At 67.5% G+C, this 11,839-nt stretch carries 10 protein-coding genes and 1 pseudogene; 8 read left to right on the top strand and 3 right to left on the bottom strand.

From position 1 onward, the window contains the following. Positions 1–194 precede the first annotated feature (194 nt). Together BLU81_RS12655 and BLU81_RS12650 are read right to left on the bottom strand one after the other, a co-directional pair. Complete coding sequence (locus BLU81_RS12655; RefSeq protein WP_092544550.1) at positions 195–413, bottom strand: DUF397 domain-containing protein; 219 nt, start codon at positions 411–413, stop codon at positions 195–197. Then, complete coding sequence (locus BLU81_RS12650; protein WP_092544548.1) at positions 410–1,288, bottom strand: helix-turn-helix domain-containing protein; 879 nt, start codon at positions 1,286–1,288, stop codon at positions 410–412. Before BLU81_RS12650 ends, BLU81_RS12655 begins: the two co-directional genes overlap by 4 nt. A 1,004-nt stretch (positions 1,289–2,292) precedes the next feature. On the opposite strand from BLU81_RS12650, the gene BLU81_RS12645 reads away from it, so the two are divergent. From BLU81_RS12645 to BLU81_RS12610, 8 genes and pseudogenes are all read left to right on the top strand, one after another. Continuing rightward, complete coding sequence (locus tag BLU81_RS12645) at positions 2,293–3,705, top strand: APC family permease (protein ID WP_092544546.1); 1,413 nt, start codon at positions 2,293–2,295, stop codon at positions 3,703–3,705. Between the two features lie 5 nt (positions 3,706–3,710). Next, on the top strand, positions 3,711–4,718 hold the full coding sequence (locus BLU81_RS12640; RefSeq protein ID WP_231954770.1) for an acetamidase/formamidase family protein: 1,008 nt from the start codon (positions 3,711–3,713) through the stop codon (positions 4,716–4,718). After that, positions 4,715–5,491: a GPP34 family phosphoprotein gene (locus BLU81_RS12635; protein WP_092544542.1), complete on the top strand. Its 777-nt coding sequence runs from the start codon at positions 4,715–4,717 to the stop codon at positions 5,489–5,491. The genes BLU81_RS12640 and BLU81_RS12635 overlap by 4 nt, the downstream gene beginning before the upstream one ends. Continuing rightward, positions 5,488–6,270, top strand: a pseudogene (locus tag BLU81_RS12630) (SAM-dependent methyltransferase); the annotation flags it as partial. The gene BLU81_RS12635 and the pseudogene BLU81_RS12630, both read left to right, overlap by 4 nt. 128 nt (positions 6,271–6,398) lie before the next feature. Beyond that, positions 6,399–7,121: a methyltransferase, FxLD system gene (gene fxlM, locus BLU81_RS12625; protein WP_092544538.1), complete on the top strand. Its 723-nt coding sequence runs from the start codon at positions 6,399–6,401 to the stop codon at positions 7,119–7,121. Between the two features lie 108 nt (positions 7,122–7,229). Next, positions 7,230–8,435 carry a site-specific integrase gene (locus BLU81_RS12620; protein ID WP_157751518.1) on the top strand — a complete coding sequence of 402 codons (1,206 nt, stop codon included), beginning with the start codon at positions 7,230–7,232 and terminating at the stop codon, positions 8,433–8,435. Continuing rightward, positions 8,432–9,361, top strand: a complete 930-nt coding sequence (locus BLU81_RS12615) for a tyrosine-type recombinase/integrase (protein ID WP_092556982.1) — start codon at positions 8,432–8,434, stop codon at positions 9,359–9,361. The genes BLU81_RS12620 and BLU81_RS12615 overlap by 4 nt, the downstream gene beginning before the upstream one ends. Beyond that, complete coding sequence (locus BLU81_RS12610) at positions 9,358–10,347, top strand: tyrosine-type recombinase/integrase (protein WP_092544534.1); 990 nt, start codon at positions 9,358–9,360, stop codon at positions 10,345–10,347. Before BLU81_RS12615 ends, BLU81_RS12610 begins: the two co-directional genes overlap by 4 nt. 138 nt (positions 10,348–10,485) lie before the next feature. On the opposite strand, the gene BLU81_RS12605 is transcribed toward BLU81_RS12610, so the two are convergent. Then, the gene (locus tag BLU81_RS12605; protein ID WP_092544532.1) at positions 10,486–11,532 is read right to left on the bottom strand and encodes a protein kinase family protein; all 1,047 of its coding nucleotides are present in this window, start codon (positions 11,530–11,532) and stop codon (positions 10,486–10,488) included. Positions 11,533–11,839 lie beyond the last annotated feature (307 nt).

The raw sequence follows: 11,839 nt of genomic DNA, 5'->3' as shown, positions 1-11,839 counted from the left end.
CGTGCGTTGACGGTAGCGGATCCTCACCGCGGACAACAGGCCGCGCCGCCTGCGACAGTTCCGTGTTCCCCGGAAGGCGTGATGCAGGTGAGCGTCGGCGTGACGGACTCCGTCGATACCGTTTCTCCGCCGGACAGCGATAGGTTGGTGGGCACGGCGGCGGCACCATTCGCTGCAGCCGCCGTGCCGATTGCCTATCTGCCGTTGGTCGGATTGCGGTCGAACTCGCCGTCCTTGGTTCCGGCGACGAAGGCGCTCCACTCGGTGGGGGTGAACTCGAGGATCGGGCCGGTGGGGTTCTTGCTGTCGCGAACGCCCACGGTTCCGTCGTCGGCGAAGGAGGTCTCGACGCAGTTGCTGGCGCCGTCGCTCCTGCTGGACTTGAACCAGGTTGTGAACTTGCTGCTGCTCATGGTCGGTTCCCTGCGTAGTCGGGCTGTTCCTCGGCCACCGTGGCGAGGAAGTCGAGGCTGTCGGCGGGAGAAAGAGCCGCCTGCTGGATGCGCTGGTAGAGGTCCAGGTAGTGGCTGGTCGCTGTCGGGCTGGTGAGGACCAGGTCTTCACCGTCGGTGTCGACCGCGACCACGGTCGGGTCGTTGGGGTCCGGGAACCGGTAGGTGAAGAAGGACGATTTGGGCACGACGTAGCCAGGTAGTTGGGCGGACAGGCGAAGGACTCGAAGCGTGATCTTGTTACGGTCGCGTCCCACCTGGACGAGATGATGCAACTGTGCGCGGATCACGTCTGGTGGGGCCGCTGGCCGACGTACCGCCTGCTCGTCGATGATGACTTCGTAGCTGGGGCCACCAGCGCGGTCGAGTACGCGTTGGCGAAACGCGCGAGCCTCCAGCGCGCGGGCGGGGTCGAAGTGCTCGGGGCGGGTGCCGCGGTTGGCGCGTACGCGGATTTCGGTGAAGGCGGGAATCTGGAGCAAGCCGGGAACCATGAGTTGGTACTCGGTGATCGAACGTGCGCCGGCCTCAAGGTCGGCGTAGAGGGCTTGCTGCGGGCCCATTTCATCGCGGAACTTCTCCCACCAGCCGCGTTCCCGGCAGTCTCGGGTCACGGCCATGATCTCGTCCCAGCGGCGTTGGCCGACCTTGAGCACTTCGAGGATGCGCATCATCTCGGCATCGCTCGGGCCGACGTGCCCGTTCTGTATTTGGCTGATCCGCTGCCTCGGGATGCGGGTTGCCGCGGCGAGCCGCAGGGCGGAGTAGCCATGCTCCTGCATGAGCTGTCTCAGCTCAGCCGCGAGGCGATGGCGCCGCACGTAGGGGCTGATCATCAACAAACCTCCGGCACCAAAAATGTGAGAGCGCATCGCGACTGTCCGGCAACTCGGGACTGTCGGGTGCTGCCAGAGCGTAACCCCGGATTTCGGCTTCAGGACCTTTCTGGCCTCTCGCCAGGGTTACGGAACCGCAGGTCAACGGCAGTTCGCCTACCAACTCTCCTGCTAACTCTCCTACTAATACGGGGTTCCGCGCTTGTGGACTGTCGGTGATCGTAGGCACACGACACGCGACGTTTCGATGTCGCGGGTCGCCAGTCACCGGCTGCGACAGCCTCGCCGCTGACGCGCCGGAACACCCGAACACCACCGTGGAGGACGTGATGACCGAACACTCCCCAATGTCGAACACGTCGCTGCCGCTGGTCGGTGAAGGGTGGATCGCCCGGTCATGGCTTTCCCCCGAGCGTCGTGACCGGGACCAGCTGGGCGGTCGGTCGGCACATGCCGGCCGACCGCCCAGCCCAGCAAACTCCGGGTTCAACGTCGTTCCGGCAGCTTCCGAGATCGCCCATCCGGTGGCCGATGGCAACCGCGAGCAGCGCCCACCCGCGCGACATCCGCTGTGCGGGATGCTGTTCTGCCGTTGCGGTGCCCGGTTCTACCGATCGGAGTCGCCCGGGGCTCGGCGCGAGTACATGACGGTGTGCGGTTGTCGGCTACGGCCGATCGATGCGGACACCATCGAGCGTCAGGTGGCCGCCACCAGGAACATGCTTCACGCGATACCGGCAGCAGCTGGTCAGAGCGGTCCTCAAACGTTTACAGCCATCGACGGCCCCGGCCGTATCGAGGTCGGCGGGACGCTAGACGACATCAGGTTTGTACCGCGCCCATGAGACCGCGCCCGTCGTCGCTGCCGAGCGGGGCGCGGCGGCGGGTTGCGCACCGCCGTCGGCCACCTTCCGGAGGCAGGTGCCCGCCACATTCCACGACGCCTTGCCCGGATCGTCCGGGCCAGCAAAACATCATCCAGTCCAGCGAAGGGAAACTCTCCGGTGTCGTACCCGGTCGAAGAGTTACAGCGGTTCGGATATCAGCAGGAGTTACGGCGGGCACTGCGGTTCCGGGACCTGCTCGCGTACGGATTGATCTTCATGGTGCCGATCGCCCCGATGGCGATCTTCGGCGCGGTGTTCTCCGCGTCCGGCGGCATGGTAGTCGGCGCGTACGCGATCGGCGTTGTTGCCCTGGTGTTCACCGCGTTCTCGTACGCACAGATGGTGAAGGCGTTCCCGCTGTCCGGGTCGGTCTACAACTACGTCGGCCGAGGCATCGGAGCGCCGGTCGGGTTCGTCGCCGGATGGGCGATCATGCTCGACTACATCCTGGTGCCCTCGCTTCTCTACCTGGTAGCCGCAGTCGCGATGAACGCCACTGTCCCGTCGGTCCCGGTGTGGCTGTGGCTGATCGGGTTCGTCGCGGCGAACACGATCGTGAACTCACTCGGGATCCGGATGACCGCGCGGTTCACCTGGATCATGCTCATCGGTGAACTGGTTGTCCTGTTCATCTTCCTCGGCTTCGGCGTGTGGGCGATCCTGAGCGGGGCCGGCCAGTGGACTTGGGAGCCGCTGTACAACCCGAACACTTTCGGCTGGGCCTTGCTGCTCGGTGCGACCTCGGTGGCGGTCTTGAGCTTCTTGGGTTTCGACGGCATCGCGATGCTCGCCGAGGAAGCCAAGGGCGGTTCGCAGGCGATCGGCCGGGCGATGGCCGGGGCCTTGTTCGTCACCGGTCTGCTGTTCATCGCCCAGACGTGGGTGGCGGCGATCCTGACCCCCGATCCGCAAGCGTTGATCACGAACGGGGATCCGGCGGGGACGGCGTTCTACACCGCGGCCGAGGTGGCGTCCGGGCCGTGGTTGGCCACCGTGTGCGCGGTCGCGACCGCTATCGCCTGGGGCTTGCCGGACTCGATGGTGGCGCAGGTCGCGATCTCCCGGCTGCTGTATGCGATGGCCCGCGACAAGCAGCTTCCGGCGTTCCTGGCGAAGGTGTCGCGTAAACGTAACGTGCCGCGCAACGCGATTCTGCTCGTCGCCGCGGTCTCGCTCGTGCTCGGCCTCTACATGAACCAGCGCGGTGACGGGATCGCCCTGTTGTCGAGTCTGATCAACTTCGGGGCGTTGACCGCGTTCCTGTTACTGCACCTGTCGGTGATCGTCTACTACGTCATCCGGCTGCGCAGCCGCCAGCTGATCGCTCACCTGCTGATGCCGCTCGTCGGCGCGACGATCCTCGCCTTTGTGGTGTGGAACGCGAATGTCGCCGCGCAGCATCTCGGGTTCGTGTGGATCGGTCTGGGTGTCCTGGTGCTGATCGGTCTCCACCTGACCGGGCGTCGACCGCAGCTGTCCGGCTTCGCGTCAGTGGCGCATCCGGCGGCCCGCGCACGTCAGGAGGTGTGACGCTCGTGGGAGAACACCACACGTACACCCCGATCGCCTCGGACCTGGCATACACGTTCGGCGGCGTGGAACCGGTGGCGAGCCTGCGCTCCGGCGACACCCTCACGCTGTTCACCGAGGACTGCTTCGGCGGCGCCGTCACCACGGTCGACGACCTGCCGAGCCGGGTCTGTGAGTTCCCGTATCTGAACCCGGTGACGGGGCCGTTCTTCATCGACGGCGCTGAACCCGGCGATACGCTCGCCGTGCATTTCCAGTCCATTGTCCCGGCCCGAACGACCGGCGTGTCCAGCACGTTCCCGCACTTCGGAGCGCTCACCTCGACGTCGCATACGGCGAGCCTGCAACCACCGTTGGAGGAACGGGTGTGGCTGTACGACATCGACAGCGCCGCCGGGGTGGTCCGCTACCGGGCCCGGAACGCCGAGTACACCGTGGACCTGCCATTGGACCCGATGCACGGCACTGTCGGCGTCGCCCCGGCCGCCTTCGAGGCCCGCTCCAGCCTCACCGCCGATACCCACGGCGGGAACCTGGACACCCCCGAGCTACGCGCCGGAACCACGCTGTATCTCGGGGTCAACGTGCCCGGCGCGCTGCTCGGCCTCGGCGACGGACACGCCCGCCAGGGCCAGGGCGAGGTCTGCGGCGTCGCGGTCGAGGTCGCCATGACCACGACGATCACCGTCGAGGTCCTCAAGCAGGTGAGGACTCGGTGGCCGCGAATCGAATCCGACGACGCCATCATGTCCATCGGCTGCGCCCGTCCCCTGGAGGACGCGTTCCGGATCAGTCAGCACGACCTCGTCGCCTGGACCGCCGAGCTGACCGGCCTCGACACCCTCGACGCCTACCAGCTGGTGTCGCAGGCCGGCACCGCACCGGTCGGCAACGTCGTGGATCCGAACTACACCATGCTCGCGCGACTGCCCAAACACCTGCTGCCCGATGCCGCCGCCATCTACGGAGGCACCCACCGACGGCTGCGCACTGGTGGAGCCGAATCGCGATGACCACATATGCCACCACCACCGGCAAGGCCGACCCGATGAACCCGAGCGGCCCGCGCAGTGTGCTGCCGCTGCACGCCGAGCTGTACCTCCTCGCCCACAACGATGACACCGGTGCCCTGCTCATCAACCAGCAGTCCCTCGAACTCGGTCTGGCCGGCGCCCTGCTGCTCGAGCTGGCTTTCGCCGAGCACGTCGCTGTCGGCTACGACTACGACGAGTTCCGTCGCCAGTGGCAACCCCGACCCGGCCGACTGACCGTGTGTCAGAGCCAGGCGACCGGCAACACCCTGTGGGACGCTGCAGTGGCGACCATCGGGCAAACCCGCCGCCGTGACGAGCAGCAGTTGCGCGCCTGGCTACGCTCGTTCGCGTCCGCCGACCTCTACGAGCGGACCCGCGCCGCTCTGGTCACCGCCGGCCTGCTCCAGCGCACCCGGCGCCGCCGCCTGGCCGGACTCATCACCGCCGACGTCTACCTTCCGGTGCACTACGGCTTCGCCGTACGGGCGCGCGCCCGCATCCGTGACGCGGTCGCCCACCACGCGCAGAGCTCCCGCTACCGCCCCACCCCACCCAGCGACGAGAGCTCCGCCCTGTGCGGCCTGATCACCGTGCTGGAGCTGGCGGAATTCCTGTACGACGCGATGCCCGTGGACGAACTCAACACGTGGCTCGCCCTGGTCGCCGAACGCCAGAACCACACGGCCATCACCGCCGTCGTGCAGGCCGTCGACGCCGGACGCGGTGACCTCGCCGTGGCAGCGATCCGATGACCCGACTCAACGGGAATGTGCCGCATGCGGCCCGCATCTACGACTACTGGCTCGGCGGCAAGGACAACTTCGCCGCCGACCGGGCGGTCGCGGACAAGATCGCCCAGGCCGTACCCGCGGTCGCGACGATGGTCCGCGCCAACCGGCAGTGGATACACCGCGTCGTCACCGTCCTGGCCCGTGAAGCAGGCATCCGGCAGTTCCTCGACATCGGCACCGGCATCCCCACCACACCGAACCTGCACCAGTGCGCCCAGCAGATCGTCCCGGATGCCCGCATCGTGTACGTCGACAACGACCCGCTCGTGCTCGTGCACGCACGGGCTCTGCTGACCAGCAGCCCGCAAGGTCGCTGCGCCTACCTCGACGCCGACATCCGCGACATCGACGCGGTACTGACCGACACCGACCTGAACACGGTACTCGACCTCAGCCGACCGGTCGGGATCGTCTGCGCCTCGGTGCTGATGCTGCTGTCCGACCACGACGACCCGTGGAAGATCACCGCGCGATTGCGGGACTGGGCACCTGCCGGAAGCCACCTGGCGATCAGCCACCCCACCGCCGACCACGACCCGGACGCCGTCGCCGCCGTCGTGAGCACCACCCGCGAGGTCGGGCTGACCTTCGTGCCGCGCACCGAAGAGCAGGTGGCCGCCCTGTTCGGCGACTGGCAGCTCCTCGATCCCGGCCTCGTGCCCGTCCTGAGTTGGCGCCCCGACCATCCTCCACCAGATCCGACTGACGCCTACTACTGGGCGGGTGTCGCCCGCAAACCGGCGTCGCCTGTCACCCGATACGGACAGACGCCGCCCCCGGCGCGGGGCTCCGCACCGGGCGACTCGGAACAGGCGATAGACCTTCAGACGACCAGAACCGACCCGATGACCGGAGATGAGAAGCGATCATGACAGCAACCCCGATCCAGACCCCGGACCCGGCCGTGCTCCGCGCGGCGATGGTGGCCTCGTTACGTGAGCAGGGCTTGTTGCATTCCGAGCGGGTGGCCGCCGCGCTCGCGACGGTTCCCCGGCATGCGTTCGCTCCGGGGGAGAGCGATCTGGCCAAGGTGTACGACACGCACACCACGCTGGAGCCGGTGCTGTTCGCCGACGGCAGCCAGTCGAGCGTCGTGTCGGCCACCCATATCCAGGCGATCCAGCTGGAGATGGCCGACGTCCAGCCCGGCATGCGGGTCCTGGAGATCGGCTCCGGCGGCTACAACGCGGCGCTGATCGCGGAGGTCGTCGGCCCGGACGGCGCGGTGACAACAGTGGACATCGATGCCGGCGTCGTCGAGCGCGCCCGGACCTGCCTGGCGGCGACCGGCTACGAGCGCATCAACGTGGTGCTGGCCGATGCCGAGCACGGCGTACCGGAGCATGCCCCATACGACCGGATCATCGTCACCGTCGGCGCGTGGGACATCCCACCAGCCTGGCTGGCCCAGCTGACCGAGAAGGGCCGGATCGTGGTCCCGCTGCGCTTCGCCGGGATCACCCGCATGATCGCGTTCGACCGCACCGGTGACACGCTGACCGCCGACAGCTACCGGCTCGGCGGGTTCGTTCCGTTATGCCGAAGTCGGCATAACGGCACTTATGCGGACCTGGTTGTTATGCCGAACTGACCAGCGGGCAGCCGTATATTCCTGGTGTTCGATGGTTCACATCTCGGCATAATCCGATTATCGGGCGCGGTTGCTTCCTCCTGTCGAGAACGAGGGAGGGGACTGAACGTGTCGAGTGCTGCCGCGCCGATGGCCGGGCCGCTGATGCCGTACGTTGACGGCTTCGCAGCGGTGTTGGCCGCCCAGGGCTACGCGGCTGGGACCGTGGTGCTTTACCGCCAGCATGTGGGACACCTGAGTCGCTGGTTGGAAACCCGCGCATTCGGAGCCGACGTACTGGGCGAAGGACTGATCGAAGAATTCCTGGTTGAACGTCACGCAAAGGGCCGTCAGACGCGGTTGCGGGTCGGCTCATTCGCGTCATTGTTGGCTTACCTGCGCGGCGTCGGTGTGATCGGGTTGCCGGAGCAGGCGCCGGTCGGCGAGGTCGATGCGCTGCTCCTCCGGTTCGCTGGGTATCTGGCCAAGGAGCGTGGCCTGGCGCAGTCGACGGTCTCGTTGCGGATGCAGCTCGTGCGCCCGTTCTTGGTAGGGCTGACGGACCGCGGTGGGCTGGATCTGCCGTCGCTGACCGCTGAGGATGTGACCGCCTTCATTGTCGCGGAATCCAAGGTCCGGCCGGCGTCGGTGCCACCGACGGTCACTGCGCTGCGCTCCTTGTTGCGGCTCCTGCATGTTGAGGGTCTCGTTTCGGCTGGACTGGCCAGCGCGGTGCCGGCGGCCAACAGCCGGAGACTGGCCGGGCTGCCCAAGGCGCTGCCCGCGGAGCAGGTTGCCGCCATGTTGGCGATCTGCGACCGGGATACGGCTGTGGGACGCCGCAACCTGGCCATCCTGACATTGCTTGCCCGGCTTGGACTGCGTTCCGGTGAGGTGGCTCGCCTGCGGCTCGAGCACATCGACTGGCGCCGCGGCGAGGTCATGGTCATGGGCAAAGGAAGCCGCTATGAGCGGCTGCCGCTGCCCGGTGACGCGGGCGGCGCGATCGTGGCGTATCTGAAGGACGGCCGACAGGCCGGTGCGCATCGGGAGGTGTTCCTCTCTGCCCGGGGCCCATACCGGCCCATGAGCCCCGACGCGATCAGCAACGTCGCCGCGGCGGCCGCTCGTAAAGCCGGCCTCGGAATCGTCCGTGGACACCGGCTGCGGCACAGCGCCGCGACCGCCATGCTCGCCGCCGGCGGTTCGCTCACCGAGATCGGTCAGGTGCTGCGCCACCAGCACACGGCAACGACGGCTATCTACGCCAAGGTCGACATCGCGGGACTGCGTCGCGTCGCCCGACCGTGGCCGACGCCGGAGGCAGCCGCATGAGTGCCCTGCGGCAGACCCTCGCCGACTACCTGGCCGTCCGTCGGGCCTTGGGCTACAAGCTCGAGCGCGCGGAAAAGCTCCTCGGACAATTCCTGGACTATCTACACGACGAAGACGCCCACACGGTCACTGTCGAGCATGCCCTCGCGTGGGCGACCGCACCGGCCGGGGATCCCTGGTGGCATGCTCTGCGGCTGAACGCGGTTCGCCCGTTCGCGGTCTACCTGCACGCCCGCGACCCTCGCCACGAAGTGCCTCCGGCCGGACTCATCCGCTACGGATCGAGCCGGGCAACCCCGTACCTCTACTCACCCGCTCAGATCGATGCGTTGGTAGCGACAGCTCGGCAGCTGCCGTTCCCTCTGCACGCCCTCGTCTATCCGGTCCTGATCGGACTGCTGGCCGTGACCGGGATGCGGGTCGGTGAGACGCTGGCTCTGCAGGATCAGGACGTTGACGCGCAACAGGGCATCGTGACAGTGAGGGACGGCAAGTTCGGCAAGTCCCGGCTGCTGCCCGTGCACCCGAGCACTATCGACGCGCTCCTGCGCTACCGGCAGGCCCGCGAACAGTTCGTCCCTGCGACGGTGGTCAGGGCGTTGTTCGTCTCGTCCTCGGGCGGCCCGATGGACCGCCCGAACGTGGGCCGAACGTTCCGGCAGATCGCCAAGAATGCCGGCGTGACGGCCAGGTCGGCGGCATGCCGGCCGCGGGTTCACGACCTCCGGCACAGCTTCGCCGTCGCGACGCTGCTGGACGCCTACCGCAACGGCGACGACGTCCAAGCAATGCTGCCGCGCCTGTCGACCTACCTGGGGCACGTCAAGCCGAAAGACACGTACTGGTACCTCTCGGCAGCTCCGGAACTGCTCGGCCTCGCCGGCGAGCGCCTGGAACGCCACCTCAACACCGGAGAAGCCGCATGAGCACCCTCGGCCCCACCCTGCAGTCGTTCTTCACCGACAGACTGGTCCGGCAGCGTCACGCCAGCAGCCACACGACCGCCGCCTACCGGGACACCTTCAAACTCCTGCTGACCTTCGCCACGGCCAGCACCGGCCGCACACCGTCCCACCTGCAGATAGCCGACCTGGACGCTCCCATGATCAGCGCGTTTCTCGATCATCTGGAAGCCGAGCGCGGCAATAGCGCCCGCACCCGCAACGCCCGCCTTGCCGCGATCCGCTCCCTGTTCAGCTACGCGGCTTTGCGCCACCCCGAGGACGCGGCCGTCATCCAGCGCGTGTTGGCGATCCCGGCCAAACGCTTCGAGCGGGCGATCGTCACCTACCTCACGGACCCAGAGATCGACGCACTGCTCGCCGCCCCCGACCAAGCGACCTGGACCGGGCGACGCGACCATGCGCTGCTCACCCTCGCCATCCAGACCGGCCTGCGCGCCACAGAACTGACGACCCTGACGCTTCAAGACACGCACCTGGGCACCGGAGCGCACGTCAACTGCATCGGCAAAGGCCGCAAACAGCGGATCACGCCGCTGACCAAGGACACCGTCACCACGCTGAAGAACTGGATCAAAGACCGCGGCGGACTCCCCGCCAACCCACTGTTTCCCACCCGCTCAGGCACCGCCATCACCCGGGACGCGCTCGAACGGCGAGTCACTAAGCACGCCGCGACCGCCGCCCTGGCCTGCCCGACCCTCGCCGAGAAGAAGATCTCCCCGCATGTCCTGCGCCACACCGCAGCCATGCGGCTGTTGAACGCCGGAGTCGACACCACCGTCATCGCCCTCTGGCTCGGCCACGAAAGCGTTGCCACAACCCAAATCTATGTCCACGCCGACCTCGCACTCAAGGAACGCGCGCTGGCCCGAACCACACCGCTCGGCACTACCCCCGGGCGCTACCAGCCCACCGACACGATCGTCGCCTTCCTGGAGAGCCTGTGATTATGCCGACGCCGTCCGCTGGCTCGCCGACGAGCCAGCGGGTCGGCTGCACACAAGAATCCTCGACTCAACGAGGTGGGGGCTCGTCGACCCGACGACAGTCCAGATCTGGCCGGGAAGAGGGCGTTGTCCGCTTCCTCAACTTGCCCGATCCGCAGTGATCCGGACCGTGGTTTCACTGCCGGGATACTCGGCGTGAAGGTCGCCGTCGAACAGGCGCCAGCAGAGGTCGTTCATCCGGGCGGCTGCAGGGGCGTGTCTGGCGATGATTTCCGCGACGGGTAGCGGCACGTCCGGTGGGATGTCGCCGGACGCGCATCGCCGCACAAACTGATTGCGGGCGACGGGACCACTGTCGGGCGACACGGGCACCCCACATACCGAAGTGACCAGCCAGTTCACCAGCCGCATGGAAGCATAGTCGGCATCGTGACCGGCGTTGCGGGCAGCGAATTCGCGCTCGGCGTCCGACAGGTCGAAGCGTGGTGAGGTGGCGAGCCCGAAGTCGACCAGATAGAGCCGGTCGTCGTCGGCCCGGATGTTGCCGAAGTGTCCGTCCAAGTGCAGCACATCGCGGTGACGCAGGAACGCCACCATGTCGAACAGTTGCCGCTCGACCGCCGCGGCTCTGCCGACCGGGTCGCTCAGCCAGCGAGGCAGCCCGTCGGGGAGAGCCTCGAAAAACAGCACGAGGCTCGCGGTGGCGCCCGCCAGCGCTTCGAACCGGGCACGCATAGCCTGGTTACCACCGAACTGGGCGACGACGGCGTCAATGTCGAGGTGCTCAGCCGCGACCGGCGGGCGGCCCGGCAGCACCCGCCAGTGGTGCAACAGCGGGAACGATTCCGTCTCCCCGGCGAGGACGCCCTCGGTAACGCTCTGGTTTGCGGCCAGCTCGCGCCACGCGCCGAAGCCCGGACCGGCCAGGCGGTACATACCGTATTGGCAACGGACCGGCAGGTCGAACAGGTTCGCCGTGCTGTGCGGATGATCCAGCTCCCGATCGGTGATCGGAACCCGCTTGACGAACACGGGCGTGCCATCGACATCGGCGATCGAAGAGCCGCCTCCCACGCCTACACCTACGGGTGACGCGGCCTGCAACAACGCCGCCAGTTCACCGTCGGCGCAGGCGGCCAACGACGCCGCGACACGGTCATGGAGGGCACGGCGGGTAGGGAGCATCGCTGCATCATGCCATCGGGCGACAGCCCTCTTGGTGCAGTGCCGAGCGCCTTCCTGCGGCAGGCGTCGATGATGCGCCCGAATGCGACGGTGACGGCGCCGCAAAGGTTTGGAAGAGCACTGGTACAGAACGTGACGACTCACTCGTATGCACGATCCGCGTGTCATCCCACGACAACGATCCCTCTCCGCTGGCAACGACGGCGGGTTGCCCGGCTCACCCGGCGTCGCAATGCCGATGGCCCGGGTGCCTCACGTTCCTGAGCGGGACGAGACTTCTGCGCAGGCCCCATCGGCATAACCGTGA

Origin of the sequence: Actinoplanes derwentensis (assembly GCF_900104725.1) — a bacterium.
Lineage (GTDB): Bacteria > Actinomycetota > Actinomycetes > Mycobacteriales > Micromonosporaceae > Actinoplanes > Actinoplanes derwentensis.
The sequence above is the reverse complement of the archived record's forward strand: the minus strand, read 5'-3'. Positions and strand labels throughout refer to the sequence as shown.

Bases quoted from the DNA above. Each gene is read 5' to 3' on its own strand.
- BLU81_RS12655 (WP_092544550.1), bottom strand. From the start codon at position 413: ATGAGCAGCAGCAAGTTCACAACCTGGTTCAAGTCCAGCAGGAGCGAC.
- BLU81_RS12650 (WP_092544548.1), bottom strand. From the start codon at position 1,288: ATGATCAGCCCCTACGTGCGGCGCCATCGCCTCGCGGCTGAGCTGAGA.
- BLU81_RS12635 (WP_092544542.1), top strand. From the start codon at position 4,715: ATGACCACATATGCCACCACCACCGGCAAGGCCGACCCGATGAACCCG.
- fxlM (WP_092544538.1), top strand. From the start codon at position 6,399: ATGACAGCAACCCCGATCCAGACCCCGGACCCGGCCGTGCTCCGCGCG.
- BLU81_RS12615 (WP_092556982.1), top strand. From the start codon at position 8,432: ATGAGTGCCCTGCGGCAGACCCTCGCCGACTACCTGGCCGTCCGTCGG.
- BLU81_RS12610 (WP_092544534.1), top strand. From the start codon at position 9,358: ATGAGCACCCTCGGCCCCACCCTGCAGTCGTTCTTCACCGACAGACTG.
- BLU81_RS12605 (WP_092544532.1), bottom strand. From the start codon at position 11,532: ATGCTCCCTACCCGCCGTGCCCTCCATGACCGTGTCGCGGCGTCGTTG.